Origin of the sequence: Rhodococcus sp. B50, from assembly GCF_013602415.1 — a bacterium.
Taxonomy (GTDB): Bacteria; Actinomycetota; Actinomycetes; order Mycobacteriales; family Mycobacteriaceae; genus Rhodococcus.
On record NZ_WPAG02000003.1, the window covers coordinates 555,758 to 574,821 of the forward strand.

Below are 19,064 nucleotides of genomic sequence, written 5' to 3' on the forward strand. Positions count from 1 at the left end.
ATGGGGGTCGCTCGATGTGCGAACGCGGTGCCGATCACCGCTGCTGCCGCCAGCAGATCAGGCGCGGACGTTGTCCCCACCCGGGTAGCCTCCACCACCGAACATCGCGTCCAGCGTCCCGTAGTCCTTGCCGCCGTCGCGCTTGGGTATCTCGCTGACGAACTCCACCGTGCGGGGCTTTTTGTAGGAGGCGATGCGTTCGCGGCAATGCTCGATGAGTTCCTCTGTGGTGACCCGCGCACCGTCCACCAAAGCCACGACTGCCTTGACGGCCTGGGTGAACTGCGGATCCGGTACGCCGATCAGAGCAGCTTCGCGTACTGCCGGGTGCTGCTCGAGGCAGTTCTCGACCTCGGCGGGGTAGATGTTCTCGGCCGCAGACTTGATCATCCTGGTCATGGTTCCGAGGAAATGGATGGTGCCGTCCGGCTCGCGTCTTCCCAGATCGGTTGTGTGCCACCACCCGTCGCGCATTCGCTGTGCATTGATCTCCGGGCGGTTCCAGTAACCTGCGTGCACGACGTCACCCGCGACCACGATCTCGCCGGCTTGGCCGATCGGCTGCTCGTTGCCCTCGGTATCCACGATGCGGACGCGGACCAGGGGCGAGGGGCGACCCGAGTTGCCTCGGCCACGTCCACCGTGGCCGTTGACCACCGCGAGTCCGCTGACTTCGGTTTGCCCGAATCCGCCAGGGGCAGAACCCCACGGGGTGGTGTCCTGCTCCAGCAGGCCGTTCCACAGCGGGGTGAACGCTCCGCCGCGCAGCCGCGACACGTCGTGCTTATCCGCGTCGTAGAGCTGCGTCATCTGCATGATGGTCGGGGGCATAAGGAAGGCGGAGGTCACACCCTCCCGGGTGATGGTCTCGAGCAGCGCTTTGGCGTCAACCCGGCGTACGAAGACATTGGTACCGCCCTGTAGATAGACCGCCATCGCGTCCCACTGGAAGTTACCGATGTGGAACAAGGGCCCGGAGTTGAGGAATACCGAGTCCGAGTTCGATCGCGTCAGGTAGGACGCCTCGTGCGCCATCGCGAGCAGATTGCGGTGGGTCAGCATGGAACCGTTCGGTTTGCCCCCGATCGCCGCGGTGTAGATCACCAGCAGTGGTAGATCGACATCCACCGGGCCCCACCGGTCCTCGGTGCTCTGAGCGGCGAGCGCATTTTCGTAACTATCCTGATCGTCGGTGTCGTGCTGCCACCAGACCGGATCACGTGTGGTCAGCTTGGCGGCGCCTCGCACTGCCTCTCCGATCTCCTCCTCCTGCCATACGACGACCTTCGGATCGAAATCGTCGATCACGAACGCGAATTCCTCATCCGACTGTCGCCAGTTCGCCGGACACACCATCGCGCCGAGTTTCGCGCAGGCACCGAGAAGTTCGAATACGCGGAAGGAGGTCTGCCCGAGCCACAGCACACGATCTCCCTCGGCCACGCCGGCGGACTGCAGCGCGTGCGCTGTCCGGTTGACGCGGTCATCGAATTCGGGCCAGGTCAGCCGGTACTGGTCGTCCACGATGGCGATACCGGAGGGGTAACTGCGTCTGTGCTCGCGTGAGATGTCGCCCAACGTGGTGTGGGTCATGGTCTTCTCCTCATTTGGGTAGGCGAAAGCCGTAGTTCTGGATGCCATGTGGGCCGAATACTCGCAAGACGAAGTCGTGCATCCGAACGACGAGATCGTCTTCCACGCTCTGTCCTGCGCTGCCTCCGGCCAGGAAGCCTCGGATCAGATTCCCGATGAACATCGCCGCTTGAAGGGGATCGCCATCGAAGAGTTCGCCCTTGTTCATGCCTCTCTGGATGATCTCGGACAAGTATCGATCGCCGGTTTTCGTAGAGCGGGACGACCTGTTCCGGTAGAAGCTCCAACAGGGCCTGATGAGGAACATGAGGGCCCGTTGAGCACGACGATGGTGGTAAAGGATTCCGATGTTGTAGCGCAACCAGGTTTCCAGTTGCTCCGCGAACGGCGCGTCGGTGTCGATACGGTCTCGACGCCGACTTTCGACGAGCTGGAATTCACCTTTCAATAGGGCTAGGAGTAGATGCGCATTGCTGGGAAATCGCCGATAGAAGTTGCTTGCCGAGGGGCTCGACGCAGCCAGAACCTGCCGTACTTTCAGGGGAACGGAAGTGGGAGCGTTCGAGTGCCCACCACGCGGCATCGAGAATGGCGCAGCTTTCGGGATCGCGGTTCGGCTGCGGAGATCGCACGTGGTGGCGGACAGCTGCACTTCGAACTCCTGCTCGTCAAGCACGCTTGCTAGTCAATTAACTTAATAATTCTACTGGATGATGGTGAGGTGTGTGCGAGTACTGATCGGAACGCCGGTGCCGGCGGAGGACGCAGCGGGCGGGAATGGCGAGTTGAACACTCGGGTCGTCAAACTGTCCGAACTGCTCGGTATCCGGCGCAGAAGAGGACGAAATCTGCCGAACCAGGCATGTCGTCGTTCGTCGGTCGGTTCTCTCGGGCGAGGATCTGACCGGTGTCGTGGTGCTACTGATATTTCGTACTTGCGCCGAGTGGCCGTCAGCGACCTTCGGGGGAGTTCTCGGTGACTCTGGCGCGTAGGCCGTCGATGAGGGTCTCGATACCAAAGGTGTAGTAGTCGGCGCCGCGCAGCCCGGTCAGGTGCGGCATCACTTGCGCGAGAGCAGGTGGTAGGTCGGTTGTATCGCGGGGGACTTCGGCCAGAGCGACTTGGTATCGACCGAAGAGATAGGTGTGGATCATGGCGTACGACAACAACACCTGCGGCTCTCGCAGTCCGGCGCTGAGCAGGATGGCCATGAAGGCGTCAACCAGTCGGCGATCGGAATGAAGCATGCGCTGAAGCAGAAATCCGGCGATTCCGGGGTTTCGTCGCAACTGAGAATCGATGCCGTCGATCAGCATCCGTAACCGGCAGTCCCATGGCCCGGCGGACTCGTCCGGGACTTGAACGTCGACCAGCGTGCGCTGGGCAACCAGATCGAGCAACTCCTGCTTGTCGGCGACGTACGAATACGCCGCCATCTGGGAGCGGCCGAGCCGCTGGGAGAGCCGTCGCATCGAGAGCGCATCCAGCCCCTGCGACCTGATGATCTCGAGGGCAGCGTCGACGATCTGGTCTTCCGTCAACGAAGGCGGACGACCCCGGGCTTTTCGAGACAGAGTTTCCGGATGGTCGTTCGAGCCCACGCCGGGGATCATACTCGTACGCCCGTCCGCGAGGTTCCCGGGGAAGCTGCCTGGTGGGTCACACTCCCAGCCGCTCCAGTAGCCGCTCGTGTGCCAGTGCGGGGCCGCCGAGGAGAAGGTCGGTGTAGCGTGCGCGGGCGGCAATGGCGCTGACGACGGTGTTGTCGAGATCGGCAGCCACCGAGGGGAGTCGCAGGATCACCTGACGGACGGCGTTGGAGCAGCCGATATGCGCCATCGCCGCGGCCACGGAGGTAGCATTCGGGTCGTCTCCGCCCTGGAGCTTCACGGCGCGGTACCACAGGGCTGTCGAGCACGTCCGGAGCAATTCCAGTTCGGCCAGCTTGCGTGTGTATCCGCGCCAGGACTCGCTGTCCGTGGTTGCCGGCGGGACGTCCGACAGGCACTTCAGGGCTCGGTCCACGATGCCCATCTGCTCGGCTGCAAGCACAGTCGCCGCCCTGTCCACTGTGCGATTCATGATCAACCCTCCCGCGCCGTCGCGGCCGACCAGGGTGGCGGGCGTGTCGTCGAATCCGACCCGTGCAAGGGGGCGGGTCGGGTCGATGGAGTCGAGCGGCTCGATCGTGACGCCGGGGGCACCTCGTTCGACGAGGTACAGCGAGGGTCCGCCGATATTGCGGGCAATCACGAAGAGGATGGCCGTGGTAGTGGCGCTAGGGACATACCACTTCTCGCCGGTAAGCCGCCAACCGCCGTCGACGGCCTTGGCTCGGGTCCGCACGAGTGCCGGATCCCAGGAACCCGTCTTTTCCGCCGCTGCCAATGTGGAGCGGTCTACGTCGATGCGGTGGTCGATCGGGGAGCCCGCGATGGTGTATGCCTGGGCACCGAGTCCTGCGGCCGCGAAATAGTCGTGGTCGGAGAGCGTGTAGCCGGCGGAGTAGCCCACCCGGGCCAGGTTCGCCGCTGATCCGCCGAACGCTTTTTCTTCCCACCTGTCCTCCGGCAGGATGGTCGACAGGGATTCGTTGCGCTCGATCACCTGGCCGGTGACATCGACGGCGAGGACGTCCAAAGCGCGAGAAGCATCGGCGGTCAGTGCGCCGGTTGCTTCCACGAGTGGCAGAAGCGATTCCCGGAAATCGTTGTCGGCATCGACGAGCAATCGCGGGCCGAGGACCTCGGCGACGAACTCGCCGGTGGCCGCGAGCACTCTGGACTCGGCTGCTTGCAGGACGGGGGCTGGGCAACCGACTTCGCCGAGTCTCAACTCGCGTACCGCAGTAAGTCCGGTGACCAATTCGCTGAGCGTGCGCCGTAGTGCTCGATCGTCCCAGGTCCACGTGGACCGCATCAACGCGGACAGGGTCTCTTCGTTGAGATTTTCCAGGTACTTGTCGCGCTGTTCGCGAGTAAGTGCCTTGCTACCGACTGTCGGTTCCATCGCGCCTCCCGGGCATCTCGTACGTTCTCCTCTTCACAGGATGACGCAATTTCGTTACAGTGTAAAGCATGTGGCGGGGCGAGGTTTGCGGCGATGCGCCACGATGTCATTCGATCCGAGGAGGAACTCATGACCAAGGCGATTTCAACAGTTCAGGATCAGCAGGAAGAGGAGAAGATCTGGGCCAATTCCGGAGACTCCCACCTGATGGAGCCGGAGGATCTGTGGACCGCCCGGCTATCCAAGCGTCTGGCGGACCGCGCGCCGCGCTCCGAGCGCGGTGAGAAGTACGAGATCGTCTATATCGACGGAATGCAGATCGACCGGCAGTTGAACGACTTCATGGATGCCATGCGTCCGCCGGGATTCAAGGACCTGAACATTCGTCTGCAGGATTTGGACCGGGAGGGCGTGCGCAACCAGCTTGCGTTTCCGTCCATGGGCTTCTGGGTCAACAATATTCGTGATCCCGAACTGGAGGTCGCGGTCGCCCGTGCCTGGAACGACTGGGCGATGGAAGACATCATGGGCAAGCAGGATCGGATCTTCGCCCCCGCCATCGTGCCTCTGCAGAAGGTGGAGGACGCGGTGGCCGAAGCCGAGCGCGCTGCCGAGATGGGGTTCCGAGCCCTTTATTTCCCGTGTGGGATCGATGACGACCGGGCGTGGGGCCTCGACATCTGGGAGCCATTGTGGACCGCGGCGGAGGAACTGAAGCTTCCGCTGTGCTGGCACATCGGTACCGGTGCGGCCAACGTCGTCTACCGTGGCCCGGGAGGCGCGGTGGTCAATTACATGGAGACCACCTACCCGGGAATGCGGGTGATCACGCATCTGGTGGCGGGCGGTGCACTGGATCGGCACCCTGATCTGAAGGTTCTCGTGGCAGAAGGTGGCGCCGGCTGGGTGCCTGCCATCGGGGACCGGATGGACGAGGGTTACCGCCAGCACGGAATGTTCGTGCGACCGAGGCTTTCGCGACTGCCCAGCGAGATCATCCGCCAGCAGGTGTACGCCTCTTTCCAGCACGACATCAGCGCAGTGCAGGTCATCGAGGACACGAACTACAACAATGTGCTGTGGGGGGATGACTACCCGCACCTCGAGGGTACCTATGGACACACCCAGGAGACGTTGCGCACCGTCTTCGACGGCGTCGACACGAAGATTCGGGACCGGGTGCTGCACGGTGCCTTCGAAGAGCTCTTCCCGTCAGTCTGAGGCGAACATCAACACCGCGGGCGCCTTCCCCGGCGCCCGCGGTGTTGATGTCGTGCGTAGTGCACATTCCCATCTATTCTCATAGATCCGGCTGGAGTCCGGACCTCTCCGCCGAAAGGATCTTCAATGACCGACACCGGACACGACGACCTCGCTCAGGACGCGGTTCCCACTGCGGCGGTCAGTGCCGACCCGTCATCGCCGCTGTACGCCCCCGAATCACCGGAGGGCATGCGGTTGTGTCACGGGTGCCGGCGGTTGAACCGATGTCGCTTGGGCATCGAAAACGAGCGCCTCGACGATGATGGCGTGGTGGTGAGCCGAGTGGTGTGCGGTCCTGAGGAAGAAGGCGGCCCCCAGGTGGCCCACGGGGGCTGGACGGCGGGCGTGATGGACGAACTGGTCGGCCATACGCTGATGATGAACAACGAGTTCGGCGTTACCGGAACGCTCATTGTCAAGTTTGTACGACCGGTACCGATCGAATGGGCGCTGATCGGTCGCGCCTGGATCGTTGGACGAGAGAAGCGCAAGGTGTTCGTCCGGGCAACGCTCGAGTTGGAGACCTCCGGGGCGATAGTCGCCGAGGCAGATGCAGTAATGATCAAGCGACCCGAGACGCATTTCGAATTACACTATGCATGGCTGGAAGGCCAGCGCAGCTCGTCCATCTAGAGCGCGACGTTCCGCGCCGCTTCCGTTCGAACTGTTCGCATTCGGTCACGGCAATCGAAGATCGGTGTCGACCTACCTTATAGAAGCGTCGCCTTGCCGGTCTGTAGGCGCTCGAGTGTCGGACTCGCATCCGACCGCGGTGCAGATTCCGCACGCGCCGGGTGACGGTTGCCGTCGACTCGACCGGCAACAGTCGGCTCACTCGATGCGTGAGGATGATCCGGCAGGGCTGCGCGTCCGGAAGAACCTGCGGGCGACGGAGTCGGTGCCGGGTACTCCTGCGCCGCCCTGTGCATGCACTCCCGCCGGCAGTCTTTGACGACCTGGAACAACGTTCCTTGTTCCGGTATATACAGGTAGATATTTATGCCGATAGACTGTGCTGCAGATCATACGGATCATTCGGTGTGTCCCTTACTACACCGACTTTGTTCTGACCTCGGCGATGGAGGAGACCGTGACAATCACCGGGCGGGAAGACCCCCGCGAGAAGCTCGACGGCGAGCTCTGCGACTTCTTGGAACCAGAAGTAGAGACCGCCCCCCGGGAGGTCATCGAAGCCAGTCAAGAGGCCGCAGTGCTGGAGCTGGTCCGGTTCGCATGGGACAACTCCCCGCTTTATCGCGAGCACTGGAGCGCGGCGGGGATTTCACCCGATGACATTCGTACCCTCGCGGACTTCACCACCAAGATTCCAACCCTTACCAAGGCTGATATCCAGGCCTACCGGGCACGCACCGGCGACCCTTACGGCGGCTTGCTGTGCGTGGATTCGAAGGATCTGACCTCGGTGACCACGACGTCGGGTACCACCTCAGCACCCGAATTGCTGCCGGAGATCTGGAGTGATGCTCCGCCGTTGGCTGCTGCCAGCACCCGTGATCTCTATGCGCACGGACTACGCCCGGGCGACAGGGTGATCGTTCCAGTAGGCACGTTCCGCAATTATTGGGACGATTTCTACACAACCCTCGGGTTGACACCGGTGTTCGTAGACAGCTGGCTAGGGCAGGGGGAGTCCCTGCTGCGCGCGATCTGCGAGCACAAGGTGGCCTACATGCAGGTGCATCTGCCGGCGATCATGGAGTTCGAGAAGCTCGAGGAGAAGTACGACCTGCGGGAAGCATTCGCCTCGATCAAATTCTGCGCCTTCGCCGGACAGCCCATGGGCGAGGCGCTCAAGCGCAAGGTCACCGAGGACTGGGGTGTCCGGATCGTCGCCTACACCAGTGCGGGAGATACCGGGACCGCGTGGGAAGGGCCGGAGCTCGACGGTTTCCAGCTGTGGGAGGACACGATGCTCCCCGAGGTGCTTGATACGGTTACCGACCAACCGGTCGGCGACATGGAGGTCGGCGAGTTGATCGCCACCGACCTCGACAACCGGGCCGCCCCCTACATCAGGTTCCGATCCGGTGATCTGGTGAAGGTCACCCGCCGTCCCTCGCCGAGCGGGCGGACGCACGCCCGCATGTGGTTCTCCGGTCGGCGAGGCGACGAAGCTGTGATCGACGGCAAGGCCATCGTGGTCGGTGACGTATGGCGTCTGGTGGAGTCGCTGCCGGAGCTGTCGGACGGCATGTTCCAGATCATTCGGACGGAAGCGCCGATGACGCGGCTTCGGCTGCGAGTCGGTTACGCACCCGAACGCACGTCGGATGTGGTCGATCTCGAGCGTCGATTGACCGGCCTTCTCGAGGCAAAGCTGGGTGTCGGTGTCGACCTTGCCCTGCTCACCCTCGAAGACATCCTGCAGTACAGCTCGAGCGTCGCCAAGTTCCCGAGGATGGTGAAGAAATGACACGTCAGACCATGCTGGACGCCGCACGGCGTCTGCCCCGGTCTCCGATCTACGGAATCGGTGTGCTCCCTTCCGGCGACGGTTTCGTCGACTACGAAATCGGCTGGGAGGATCTCGAACGCGACGTTGCGTGGGCACACGAGCAGCTGGTCGCCGCCGGCGTCACCGAACGCGACCACGTATTGATCACCACCCCCAACCATGAGAACCCGTGGCTGAGTCCGGTGGTACGAGCTCTGCGTCTGATCGGCGCGACTTACACCCCGGCCGAGACCTACAACTGGGACGTCACCCGGTTCTTGTCGGTGCTAGAGCGCCTGCCGATCACGGTCGTCATCGGACTGGGCGGCGATACACTCGATTCGATCAGAGCGCAACAACCCGACCTGACCGCAGTGTTCGACAAAGTGCGCCTCATCTGGGCCCGCCCGGAAGCACACGCCGAACTGGTTGCCGCGAACGTCGACGCACTTCTCCTGGCTTTGGTGGGTCCGGCACTGGGTCTCGCAACACCGGACGCTCCGGGCATCCTGCGAATCAACGGTGCCGAGTGGACCGTCCAGGAAACCGATGGCGGGTTGCTCGTGTCGGCAACCGCGGCGCGACGGGCACGGATCGCCAATTTCCCGGCAGGACTGTCCGGCCGACTGGCTCGGGACGGCGATACGATCCTCCTCGAGCCCTGATTGCCAGAGCGCCCACCCCGTCACCGTGGGGTGGGCGCTCGTATTCCTCCGACCGGGAGGTGGCCGTGTGACGCGTGCCGAACACAACTCCGACGACGGCACCCCCGGATTGCTCAGATACGGCCGTTCGGTGCTCGTACGCCGACTGACGCCGGACGATCTTGAAGGGTGGGGTAGCCCCGGGTGGTGGACACGCTGACACTGGCCCTTGGGAGCCGCGGTAGCCTCACCCCACAAGGCTTTGCGTGCAGCGGCTTCCGCGTCGAGTGCGTCGTCCTTGCCGACACGGGCACGGGTGTGGGCGTGTGGGGTGTTCACTTCCACGACCGGCACCTGGTGTGCGGTGAGGAAGCACGTCAGCGCGGCCGGGTAGGTGCCGGTCGACTCGATTCCGATCAGGTGGATGCGCCCGAAGGCTGCGAGCCAGGTGAGCAAGGCGTGGTAGCCGCCGGACATGGCGGGGAACTGGTGGTCGGCGATGCGGTGTCCGTGGGGGTCGGGCACGACGACATGGTGGGTGTCGGCGTGCGAGTCCACTCCGGCGACGATCATCTCTGATGCTTGCGGGTACTCGAGGGTGACGCTCATGATGGAGGTGTCTCCTCACCTTTGTATGAGGCCATGACGTTGGTGACACCGGTCCGGAGTTTGCTCGCGGGCGGCCGATTACCGACGGCAGTATGCGGACGATGATAGTTGTAGTGCACATTCCACACCTGTAGCGCCTGGACGCGTTGCCGTTCACTGACCCAGACGCGGGCGTAGTGGAACTCCTCGGCCAGAATCGAAGTTGTAGCGCTCGACCTTCCCGTTGTGGCGAGGCGTATACGGGGTGATCCGCTGATGCCGGCCACCGTGGAGCACTTTCGCGAAGTCCTTCGCGCGGTAGCAGGACCCGTTGTCGGTGACCACCCGGTGGATGTGCACGATGCCGTGGGCGGCGAAGAACACCCGCGCACGGTGCATGAACCCGATTGCCGTGGCGGCTTTCTCGTCGGCCAGGGCCTCGGTGTAGGCGAGACGGGAGAACCCGTCGACCGCCGAATGCAGGTAGACGTAGCCGGCGCGGGCACCGGTGGTCTGGGCGCGCTCGACCTTCTTGGCCTGCTCCGAGCCCTTGCCGTGGACCCGCCAGCCACCGCCGTCGGGAATCCGGCCGACTTTTTTGATGTCGACGTGCACCATGTGGCCGGGCCAGCGGGCGATGATCCGGCGTGGCTGGCGGTTGTTCTCGCCGTTCGGGTCGAGGAACCTGCGCCGGTTCAGCCCGAGGTGAGCGAGGTGCCGGCTGACGGTGCGCACCGAGATGCTGATGCCGTCGGCGGCGAGCTCGTGCGCGATCCGAGCTGCGGACCACTTGTGGTTCCGGCGCGGTAGCGGGCCATCCATTTGCTGGCGCAGGCCCGGGAAATCCCCATCTCGGCGGCGACATGGGAGAGCGGGCGGGTCTGGCACCGCTGCACGAGACGGCGGCGACCTTCGACGGACAGCGGGGCGCCTGCGGTGGAGCACGGACGGGTTCTTTCGTTCGGCGGATGAGTTGGTGGTACTTCCCATCCTGCCGTCGGAAGACCCGTCCGCCTTCGTCAGCCCCCGTGCTGGTGTCTACAACGTCATGACCCGCGACAGCTAACCGGCCCGGATCCACCAGGTTCGAGCCGGAGGCTCTCTTGAGGGGCGTTCAGCCGCTGGTTCCTCACGTACGCCTTCCCGTCTTGCTAGCCGAGCCCACGCCATCTGGCAGTGCTGACGCGTCTCGTCGTTGTCAGGGCTGCTTCCACCCGCACCCCCGTCCCGGGGATCAGGCTGCCCTCAGCTTCACCGTGCTGCTGCGACAGCACGGCCGTGGTGGTCTCTCACCCCCACTCGGTTCAACAGCGCCTCGTGGCGCTCGATATCGGTAAGCCACAACCGGTTCGACCCGTCCGCGGCGAAGAGACGCCCGACGAGATCGTCGTGCACCGGCGGCCCCGAACGGCCCTTGTTCGAGCCGCGTTTCTTGCCGAAGGCGCTCCACCAACGGTTTTCGGAGCAGATCCGCCAGGCGGTGCGGTCCGACATCGACTCACCCGCATCGCGGGCCTCGTCGGCGAGAAACCGGTAACCGAACTCTTCGGTCCTCGCGGTGGGCGTCGAACAGGGCGTTCGCCCGATACGCCTCCTCGAGCTCGGCATCGGTGATCGGATCGGCCAGCCACAGGTAGTACGGCTGGCGGGCGATCCTCAGGACCCGGCACATCCGCCACGACGGGAATCCCGCCGGCGGCCAGCTCGCGGACGAGCGGTGGGGGCACCTCCCGCTTGCGGGGGAACATCATTTCCCGGAAGACTCGCCTGCGACAGATACGCCGCGGCCCGGCGCAGCACCTCGGTCTCCTGCTCGAGCAACCGGATCCGCTTTCGCAGCTCACAATTTTCTCTGGACTCTTCGTTCGTCGTCCCTGGCTTGATACCGTCCTCGACGTCGGCCTTTCGCAGCCAGTTGGTCAGGCAGGATTCGCTGATGCCGAAGTCCGCGGCGATCTGCCGCAGATGCTGGCCCGGTTCGCGGTTGCGGGCCACGCGCACGACGTCGTCGCGGAACTCTTTCGGGTAGGGCTTGGGCACGGGGTCCATCCTTCCAGCAGTGCCTGACGGCACCACAGTTCAGATGTCACCCGATCGTGCAGCAGTCCCTCGGCAGTGATCACCTTCCAGCAGCTCACCGCTTCAAACTGCGCCTGGATCGGTAATGTCTCAGTGACCACCTGCCAGTCGCTTCTTCGTGTCGGATCAGGCCCGACTCTCCCATGAGGTGATGTCGCCGACGTACTTGGTGTTCGGTGCCTTCGCGGTGAAATCCCGCCGGATCAGGTCCGGCACCGGCGTCGCGGAGGGAGCGGGGACCGTGGTGCGCACCGGTTTGCGCAGGTGCACCCCGACGATCCCGTTCTCACGCATCACCCGTTCGACCCGCTTGTGGTTCACCTCGATCCCGACATCGCGCAGCTCGGCCGTGATGCGCGGGGCACCGTAGGTGCCGTCGAAGTCGGCGTGGATGGCGCGGATCCGTGTCGCGAGCTCGTCGTCGGCGCGGGCGCGTTCGGCCCGGGCCGGTGCGGCGGCGAGCCACCGGTAGAATCCGGACCTGAATACCTCGAGGATCTGGCACAGCCACTTCACCGGAGCGGTGTTGCGGTGGTCGTCGACGAACTCCGAAGCGGCTCACCAGTTGGTCTCGCCCGCGAAATATTTCGCGGCCCTGCACAGGATCTCCCGTTCGGCCTCGAGCTTGCGGATCTGGGCCTTGAGCTGCCTATTTTCTTCCTCCAACACGGAGTCGGACGATACCTCGCCTTCCGGGATGCCGGCCGCGCCGGCCTGCTGGTCCGCAGCTCGGTCGTGGAGGTACCGGTGCGTTTGCGTTCCGCACGAACCCAGTTGCGTAGAGTCTCGCGGCTGACCCCGAGGTCGTTGCCGATGCCGTCGAAGGTGTGGCTCGGATCGGACAGATACAACGCGACGGCATCGGCCTTGAACTCCGCCGAGTACGCCTTCTTGATGCGATGAAAGGGGCGGGGCCTCCCGCTCCTCGTGGTTCCCGGCGAATGCTGGGGGTGTCACGTTCGAACACGACGAAGGAGGCCCCTATGAGCGAGTATGGCGGAAGACAGTTCGTCGGGATCGACCTGCACCGACAACGATCAGTGATCGTGCGGCAAACCGATACCGGTGAGCGGCTCGCGGCGGTGCGGATTGTCAACGACCCGGCCTCGTTGGCGTTGCAGCTCAAGAAGGCCGGAGAACATCCCGAAGTGGTACTCGAGGCCACCTACGGCTGGTACTGGGCGGTCGACGCACTGCAGGCCGCCGGCGCGAACGTCCACCTGGCACACCCATTGGGTGTCAAAGGATTCCGCTACCGACGGGTGAAGAACGACGTCCGCGACGCCAGTGACCTGGCGGACCTGCTGCGAATGAACCGGCTCCCCGAGGCATGGATCGCTCCACCGGTGACACGAGAGCTGCGCGAGCTGGTGCGCTACCGGGCGAAGCTCGTCGCACTCCGGTCGGGACTCAAGGCACAGGTACACGCCGTGCTCGCCAAGGAAGGCCAGTTGATCCCCGTCTCGGACCTGTTCGGCGTCGACGGCCGCAGGCGACTGGCGAGGATCCCACTCGGCGCGGCGTACGCGCAGCGGGTCATCTCACTGCTCGAAGTGATCGACGTCCTCGACACCCACGAGGCACGGTTCACCACCGCGATCGCCGACCAGTTGCAGAACCATCCCGGCTACCGTGTGATCCAGCAACTGCCCGGCGTCGGCCCAGTGCTGGCTGCGGTGTTCGTCGCCGAGATCGGAGATGCCCACCGATTCAAGAGTCCGGACCGATTGTGTTCGTGGGCGGGACTGACTCCGCGCCACCACGAGTCGGACACCCTCGTCCACCGTGGGCACATCACCAAGCAGGGCAGCAAACTGGTCCGCTGGGCAGCGGTCGAGGCCATTCAGCACCAGCCCACCGGAACGAAGATCTCCCTCGACCGTGCACGCATCGAAGATCGCCGCGCCAAGAACATCGCCAAGGTCGCCGCGGCACGCAAGCTGCTCACTCTCGTCTACTACGGGCTACGCGACGGGCACATTCGCGCACTGACCCGTCAGAAGGCGGTGGCGTGAGCACCTCGGGCGCAGCACGCGCACGGCCGCTGAATAGTCTGACCCCCGTAGTGGCGTGGTCGCGGATTTGATTGGCCTCGCGTGTTGCCAGCGCACCGCTCCATGTCCGCCTCATGGCCGGACGAAGGGATGACCGGCAGCCGAGGGATTCGGCCCTGCCCCAACCCCATACACATCACACTGGAGACCTCGCCCCCCACAATCGCACATCGCACCGCACCCCGACTCCCCGAACAAGTGTTCGCCGAGTGGAGGGTCGCCATCAAGATCGTTCGTCCTCGCTACGCTGCGGGCGCTCCATCTTGAGGTCGACCCTCCACTTGGCGCTGTCCACACGGAGGTCGGAAGAGCCGCCAAACGGGCCCAATCAGCACCTTGACAGGCCCCTCCCCTTTCAGGGATGACCATTGGTGACATCTCTTCCTCTGGGTCCTTCACGACCCAGTGTTCACGATGTCCTCATTCAGGGGGGGGAGCCCCCTACCTCCCGAGCTAACAAACTACCGGTAAGTGTCGCCAGCTTGATGTCAAGGATGGCGATAGCGGTACAGGGACCCGGCCCGACTGTGTATTCGCGCCGGAGCGCCGCTCAGCGAAGTAGCGGAGCGAGGCGGGTGCTGACCACCCGGACGTGCTCGGCGACCATCTCCTCGGGCATGCCGCCGACCGAGCCCCACAGGTAGACGGTGTCGACCGGGGCACCTTCCGTGAGCCCACGAATCCGCTCGGCAATCGCATCGGGCGTGCCGAACCAGAAGTAGGACAGCGGGTTCCGTGCGTCTCTGTCGACGAGGCGGGCCGGGTCGATCGGCTTCGGTGCCGGCTCCCCGGTGCCGTCGACCATGTGCCGACGGTAGGAATCCACCTGGTAGCCGATGTAGGGCGCCACCAGCGGCCAGTCTCGCTCCGGATCCTCGGTCACCCATGCCTGCACGCCACCGCCCATCCGGGCGACGGCGAGGTCGTGGCCGCCCTCGGTCAGACCCGCGCGATAGGCGGTCCAGCTCTCCCGGTTCGGTGTCAGCAGCGGCGCGCCGAGCAGCCCGGCCCGGCGAGCGCCCTGTGGGCCGTGGTAACCGAGCCAGACCGGAATCGGATCCTGCACCGGCGCGGGGGTCACTCCGCCCTTCGACCACAGCTCCCGCAGGCGACGGACCATGTCGTCGGTGCGGCCGTAGCGCTGCCGGTCCGATGCGCCGTACAGCTCGTATTCGGGCTTGCGGTAGCCGGTTCCGATCCCGAGATCCAGCCGGCCGTCGGAGATCAGATCGACCAGCGCGGCCTGCTCGGCGACCTCGACAGGGGAGTGCAGCGGCGCGATCAGGATCGCGGTCCCGAGCCGGATCCGACGGGTGCGGGCGGCCGCGGCGGCGGCGAAGGTGAGCGGTTGGGTCAAGTAGCCGTCGTCGAACAGGTGGTGCTCGGAGAACCACACGGAGCCGGCGCCGAGCCGCTCGGCCTCCTCGCACATCTCCAGGGTGAAGGCGTGCAGCCGCGCGGCCGAGCCCGTCCGGTGCGGCGGGTTGCGCAGGTCGAAGTACAGTCCGATCTCGGTCACGAGGCAGCTCCGGATGCGGGGTGGGAGGTCGGCGCCGCGATGTCGGCGGGCCAGAAGGCCGCCCACGACGGGTCCCGTGCGGGCAGTGCCGGCGGGCCGCCGACCCGCCAGCTGTCGAACTCGGCCTGCTGCGGCCGTTCCAGCAGATCGGCTGCATACCAGTGGTTCTCGATGCGGCGCTCGAACAGCCATTCGCCGTCGACCCGGCGGTAGCGGTCGTCGTAGCGGATGGCCATCACCACCCAGCGGTCGTCGACCTCGTGCTCGGCGCGGCAGTAGACCTGGCCGGTGGCGGTCAGCGGCCCGTCGTCGTCCACGTCCGGGCCGAGCTCGACGCGGTGCCCGCAGATCAGGTGGACTGAGCGGTAAAACCAGCGCAGCTGCGGTTCGATGAGGGCGTGCAGGTTCTCCCGCCCCGAACCGTGGCGGCCCAGTTGGACGTCGGGGACGAACAGTGCGAGCCAGGCGTCGATGTCGCGCTGGTCGACGGCGAGCGCGTACCGGATCGGCAACTGGCCGATCTCCAACTGTGCCTCGGTGCGGGCGAGCCGCCGGGTCAGGGTCGATGGTTCCATCACTCGCCGCCCGTCAGCATGAGGGTGTCGCCGGTGAGGTAGGCGAGATCGTCGCTGAGGAGCGCTGCGACGGCGCGGCCGATATCGGTCTCCGGGTCGCCCATCCGGCCGAGCGGCAGTCGCTTGACGTGCTGTTGGAAACGCTCTGGTTGGTCGCGCTCGAACTGCTCGGCGGCGGGGGAGAGTGCGGTCGGCACAACGACATTCACGCGGATGCCGTAGCGGCCCCACTCCCTGGCCGCGACCCGGGACAGCCCGCGGATGCCCTCCTTGGCGATGGCGTAGGCGCCGAACATCGGCGCGCCGTTGATCGCCGTGCTGGACCCGAAGTTCACGATCGAGCCGCCGCCGCGCTCGCGCAGCAGCGGCAGCGCCGCCTGCATCGCCCACAGTGCCGCCAGCGGGCCGCTGCACAGCGCGATCTCCACGTCCTCGGCGGTGACGTCGGCCAGCGGGCGCTGGGTCGAGGACTGGGCGTTGTTGACCAGCCCGTCCAGCCCGCCGAACCGGTCGGCGGTCGACCGGACCGCCCGTTCGATCTGATCTCGTTCGGTGACATCACATTCCAGGGCGAGCGCCGTACCGCCGAAGGCCTCGATCTCGCCGGCGACGCTCTCCACCTTGGCCACCGTCCGCCCCGCCAAGCCCACCGCGGCGCCCTCGCGGGCCAGCGCCAGCGCGATGCCGCGCCCGATGCCCTGCCCGGCCCCGGTGACCAGGACGACCTTGCCCGCCATCCGGCCGGACTGTGAGGAGTCGTTCGCCATTACCTGTTCTCCTGTCTCGATGCTTTCTCGGTGCCGGTCAGCGCTGCGACCAGCGGGGTATCGGCCTGGCGCCGCAGCAGGTACTCCCGGACCGCTCCACCCGCGGCGTGCACGACCCGGCCGGTGATGTCGCCGGCGTCGTCGGCGACCAGGGCGAGGAGCACACGGGAGACGTGCGCCGGATCCAGGTCCAGCGTGGCCCCGCTTCGGTTCAGGTGCTCGCGCGACATCCGGGTGCGCGCACCCGGCGAGATCGCGTTCACCGTGATACCGTGCGGCGCACCCTCGTCGGCGAGCGCCATGGTGACGCCCCAGAGCGCGGCCTTGGCAGCGGCGTAGCCGACGCCAGTGTGATAGCCCAGCCCGAACGCCGCCTCGGAGACGGTGTTGACCACCCGCCCGTAACCGTGCTCACGCATGGGCGCAAAGGCGGCCCTGGCGACGCCGATGCTGCCGGTCACGGCGGTGGCCAGGCCGCGCTCGAGCTCGGCCTGGGTCAGCTCGGACACCGGGGTCGGGGTGAGGATGCCCGCGTTGTTGACCACGATGTCGATGCGTCCGAACGTGTCCAGCGCACATGCCACCGCTCGTGCGGCGCCGGCGAAGGATGCGATGTCGGACCGGTCCGCGACGGCGGTTCCACCCGCCGCCGTGATCGATGCGGCGACTGCACCGGCGAGATCGGCGTCCTCCCTGGTGGTTCCATCCATCGACACCGAGGGATCGTTGACCACGACCGCGGCGCCCGCCGCGGCGAGAGCGGCGGCGTGCGCGGCGCCGAGGCCGCGCCCGGCGCCGGTGATCAGCGCCACCCGCCCAACGAGCGGGCTCATCGGTCCATGACCGGCTGGTGCATGACCGCGCTGATGCCGGAGTCGACCGGCAGCGCGACCCCGGTGATGGCGGCGGCGCTGTCGGAGGCGAGGAAGGCGACCGCCTCGGCGATGTCCTCGGCCTCGGCCATCCGGCGCAGCGGCAGCTGCTCCCGGTACTGCTCGAAGCGTTCGGCGCCGAGGTACGACTCGAAGGCTGGGGTCCGGACCGCGCCGGGAACGACTGCATTGACCCGGATCCCGAACTCCCCGGCCTCGACCGCCGCCTCCCTGGTCAGCTGAATCACCCCGGCCTTGGCCACGCCGTAGTACGGGATCACCCCCGGCACCTTACGCACGCCTGCCGCCGAGGCGGTGTTGACGATGACGCCCCGCCGCTGCGGGGTCATGGCGCGGATCGCCGCCCGCACGCCGCGGAAGGTCGCGCCGAGGTTGCCGTCCAGGCCGTGGTGCCAGACGTCGTCGTCCGTGTCCGCGATCGACCGGTTCCCGCCGAAACCGACATTGTTGTGCACGATGTCGACGCGGCCGTACCGCGCGAGCACCTCCTCGAACAGCTCGTCGACGAAGCCCGGGACGGTGACGTCACCGACGATCGGGTGGGCCGTACCGCCCGAGTCGCGGATCAGCTCCGCCGTCGCGCCGGCGCTGGCGGACGAGATGTCGTTCAGCGCGACGATCGCGCCGTCGCGGGCGAGCAAGGCGGCGGTGGCCTGACCGATGCCGGAGCCGGCACCGGTGACCAGCGCGACCCGCTCGGCGAAACGTGGTGTCACGGGAATGTTCCTCTGCTGGATCGGAAACGCGAAATCGGTTGGCGCTGCGGCGTCGAGCGGGCTGTCTGCTCACATGAGCTGGTTCCCCGCCCCGATCTGCAGGGCGGTGCCCGTGGTGAAGCGCGCGTCGTCGCTTGCCAGGTAGGCGACGTCCTCCGGCTCCTGCATCCCCTGTGGCAGCACCGAGGCGGTGACATGCCCGAAGAGCCAGATCTCGTGGTCGTCGACGCCGCTCGCGCGCAGCGTGTCCGGGTCGGGCGCCCGGCCCATGGCGGTGCGGACGCCGTTGGGGTGAATCGTGTTCACCCGGATGTCGTACCGCGCGACCTCGACCGCCAGGGTCCGGCACAGCCCGACGAGGCCGTGCTTGGCGGCGCCGTACCCGCCGGACTGCGGGTACGGCGCGGTAGCCTGCCGCGCAGCTGGTGAGGATGATCGAGCCGCCGATGCCGGCGGCGATCATGTGCGGCACGGTGGCCTTGACGGTCTTCCACACGCCGGTGAGGTTGACGTCGATGCAGATGTTCCACAGCTCCTCGGTCAATTCCCACATCCGCCCGCCGGACATGGTGCCCGCGTTGGCGGCGACGACATCGAGCCGTCCAAAACGGTCCACGCCCTCGTCGACAACGGCGGCGAGTGCTGCGAAGTCCCGGACGTCGGCCCGGCCCACGACGGCGCCGCGACCGGTCTGCTCGATCAGCCGCCGGGTCTCGTCGAGGTCGTCGGCCGTGGCCGTCCGGGGATGACCGCCCGGCATCGGGCCCGCGATGTCGATCGCGATGATGTCGGCCCCCTCCTCGGCCAGCCGGAGGCAGTGCGCGCGTCCCTGGCCGCGCGCGGCACCGGTGACGAAGGCGACCTTGCCGTCCAGCCGCTGCACGCGATCCCCTGTCGATGTCACCGCA

Annotated in this window: 16 protein-coding genes and 4 pseudogenes; 5 read left to right on the plus strand and 15 right to left on the minus strand. The window is 66.0% G+C overall.

What is annotated here, in order from left to right; translation table 11 throughout:
- Positions 1-57: 57 nt before the first annotated feature.
- From GON09_RS26940 to GON09_RS26955, 4 genes are all read right to left on the minus strand, one after another.
- A complete protein-coding gene (locus GON09_RS26940; protein WP_213935019.1) occupies positions 58-1,593 on the minus strand; it encodes an AMP-binding protein in 1,536 nt (511 codons plus the stop codon).
- Between the two features lie 10 nt (positions 1,594-1,603).
- On the minus strand, positions 1,604-2,269 hold the full coding sequence (locus GON09_RS26945) for a TetR/AcrR family transcriptional regulator (protein ID WP_213935020.1): 666 nt from the start codon (positions 2,267-2,269) through the stop codon (positions 1,604-1,606).
- Between the two features lie 275 nt (positions 2,270-2,544).
- Positions 2,545-3,195, minus strand: coding sequence for a TetR/AcrR family transcriptional regulator (locus GON09_RS26950; RefSeq protein WP_307854570.1), 651 nt, complete (start codon positions 3,193-3,195; stop codon positions 2,545-2,547).
- Positions 3,196-3,253: 58 nt separating this feature from the next.
- Complete coding sequence (locus GON09_RS26955; RefSeq protein ID WP_213935022.1) at positions 3,254-4,603, minus strand: acyl-CoA dehydrogenase family protein; 1,350 nt, start codon at positions 4,601-4,603, stop codon at positions 3,254-3,256.
- Positions 4,604-4,732: 129 nt separating this feature from the next.
- On the opposite strand from GON09_RS26955, the gene GON09_RS26960 reads away from it, so the two are divergent.
- From GON09_RS26960 to GON09_RS28600, 4 genes are all read left to right on the plus strand, one after another.
- Complete coding sequence (locus tag GON09_RS26960; RefSeq protein ID WP_213935023.1) at positions 4,733-5,824, plus strand: amidohydrolase family protein; 1,092 nt, start codon at positions 4,733-4,735, stop codon at positions 5,822-5,824.
- 126 nt (positions 5,825-5,950) lie between these two features.
- Complete coding sequence (locus tag GON09_RS26965) at positions 5,951-6,499, plus strand: PaaI family thioesterase (RefSeq protein ID WP_244867053.1); 549 nt, start codon at positions 5,951-5,953, stop codon at positions 6,497-6,499.
- Positions 6,500-6,878: 379 nt separating this feature from the next.
- Positions 6,879-8,300 carry a phenylacetate--CoA ligase family protein gene (locus GON09_RS26970; protein ID WP_307854571.1) on the plus strand — a complete coding sequence of 474 codons (1,422 nt, stop codon included), beginning with the start codon at positions 6,879-6,881 and terminating at the stop codon, positions 8,298-8,300.
- A complete protein-coding gene (locus GON09_RS28600) occupies positions 8,297-8,986 on the plus strand; it encodes a hypothetical protein (RefSeq protein ID WP_244867054.1) in 690 nt (229 codons plus the stop codon). The genes GON09_RS26970 and GON09_RS28600 overlap by 4 nt, the downstream gene beginning before the upstream one ends.
- 291 nt (positions 8,987-9,277) lie before the next feature.
- Here GON09_RS28600 and GON09_RS29075 read toward each other — a convergent pair.
- The 5 genes and pseudogenes from GON09_RS29075 to GON09_RS26995 all read right to left on the minus strand — a co-directional run.
- Positions 9,278-9,574 (minus strand): annotated as a pseudogene (locus GON09_RS29075) (IS110 family transposase); the annotation flags it as partial.
- Positions 9,571-10,476 (minus strand): annotated as a pseudogene (locus GON09_RS26980) (IS481 family transposase). The pseudogenes GON09_RS29075 and GON09_RS26980, both read right to left, overlap by 4 nt.
- 328 nt (positions 10,477-10,804) lie before the next feature.
- Entirely contained in the window at positions 10,805-11,047 is a 243-nt protein-coding gene (locus tag GON09_RS26985; protein WP_213935025.1) for a hypothetical protein, read from the minus strand.
- 162 nt (positions 11,048-11,209) lie between these two features.
- Complete coding sequence (locus GON09_RS26990; RefSeq protein ID WP_213935026.1) at positions 11,210-11,593, minus strand: transposase; 384 nt, start codon at positions 11,591-11,593, stop codon at positions 11,210-11,212.
- 186 nt (positions 11,594-11,779) lie between these two features.
- Positions 11,780-12,528 (minus strand): annotated as a pseudogene (locus GON09_RS26995) (IS3 family transposase); the annotation flags it as partial.
- An 87-nt stretch (positions 12,529-12,615) separates the two neighbouring features.
- Here GON09_RS26995 and GON09_RS27000 point away from each other — a divergent pair.
- Entirely contained in the window at positions 12,616-13,647 is a 1,032-nt protein-coding gene (locus tag GON09_RS27000) for an IS110 family transposase (RefSeq protein WP_213935027.1), read from the plus strand.
- 589 nt (positions 13,648-14,236) lie between these two features.
- Here the strand turns inward: GON09_RS27000 and GON09_RS27005 are convergent.
- The 6 genes and pseudogenes from GON09_RS27005 to GON09_RS27030 form a co-directional block, all read right to left on the minus strand.
- Positions 14,237-15,205: an LLM class flavin-dependent oxidoreductase gene (locus GON09_RS27005; RefSeq protein WP_307854573.1), complete on the minus strand. Its 969-nt coding sequence runs from the start codon at positions 15,203-15,205 to the stop codon at positions 14,237-14,239.
- On the minus strand, positions 15,202-15,780 hold the full coding sequence (locus tag GON09_RS27010) for a nuclear transport factor 2 family protein (protein WP_213935028.1): 579 nt from the start codon (positions 15,778-15,780) through the stop codon (positions 15,202-15,204). Before GON09_RS27010 ends, GON09_RS27005 begins: the two co-directional genes overlap by 4 nt.
- Entirely contained in the window at positions 15,780-16,547 is a 768-nt protein-coding gene (locus tag GON09_RS27015) for an SDR family NAD(P)-dependent oxidoreductase (RefSeq protein WP_244867057.1), read from the minus strand. The genes GON09_RS27010 and GON09_RS27015 overlap by 1 nt, the downstream gene beginning before the upstream one ends.
- Entirely contained in the window at positions 16,547-17,380 is an 834-nt protein-coding gene (locus GON09_RS27020; RefSeq protein ID WP_213935029.1) for an SDR family NAD(P)-dependent oxidoreductase, read from the minus strand. Before GON09_RS27020 ends, GON09_RS27015 begins: the two co-directional genes overlap by 1 nt.
- Positions 17,377-18,156, minus strand: coding sequence for an SDR family NAD(P)-dependent oxidoreductase (locus tag GON09_RS27025; RefSeq protein ID WP_213935030.1), 780 nt, complete (start codon positions 18,154-18,156; stop codon positions 17,377-17,379). Before GON09_RS27025 ends, GON09_RS27020 begins: the two co-directional genes overlap by 4 nt.
- Positions 18,157-18,225: 69 nt before the next feature.
- Positions 18,226-19,039: pseudogene (locus GON09_RS27030) on the minus strand (mycofactocin-coupled SDR family oxidoreductase).
- Positions 19,040-19,064 lie beyond the last annotated feature (25 nt).

Coding starts and splice junctions, on each gene's coding strand:
- GON09_RS27015 (WP_244867057.1), bottom strand. CDS start 16,547: ATGGCGAACGACTCCTCACAGTCCGGCCGGATGGCGGGCAAGGTCGTC.
- GON09_RS27010 (WP_213935028.1), bottom strand. CDS start 15,780: ATGGAACCATCGACCCTGACCCGGCGGCTCGCCCGCACCGAGGCACAG.
- GON09_RS27000 (WP_213935027.1), top strand. CDS start 12,616: ATGAGCGAGTATGGCGGAAGACAGTTCGTCGGGATCGACCTGCACCGA.
- GON09_RS26955 (WP_213935022.1), bottom strand. CDS start 4,603: ATGGAACCGACAGTCGGTAGCAAGGCACTTACTCGCGAACAGCGCGAC.
- GON09_RS27020 (WP_213935029.1), bottom strand. CDS start 17,380: ATGAGCCCGCTCGTTGGGCGGGTGGCGCTGATCACCGGCGCCGGGCGC.
- GON09_RS26965 (WP_244867053.1), top strand. CDS start 5,951: ATGACCGACACCGGACACGACGACCTCGCTCAGGACGCGGTTCCCACT.
- GON09_RS26940 (WP_213935019.1), bottom strand. CDS start 1,593: ATGACCCACACCACGTTGGGCGACATCTCACGCGAGCACAGACGCAGT.
- GON09_RS26960 (WP_213935023.1), top strand. CDS start 4,733: ATGACCAAGGCGATTTCAACAGTTCAGGATCAGCAGGAAGAGGAGAAG.
- GON09_RS28600 (WP_244867054.1), top strand. CDS start 8,297: ATGACACGTCAGACCATGCTGGACGCCGCACGGCGTCTGCCCCGGTCT.
- GON09_RS26985 (WP_213935025.1), bottom strand. CDS start 11,047: ATGTCGGACCGCACCGCCTGGCGGATCTGCTCCGAAAACCGTTGGTGG.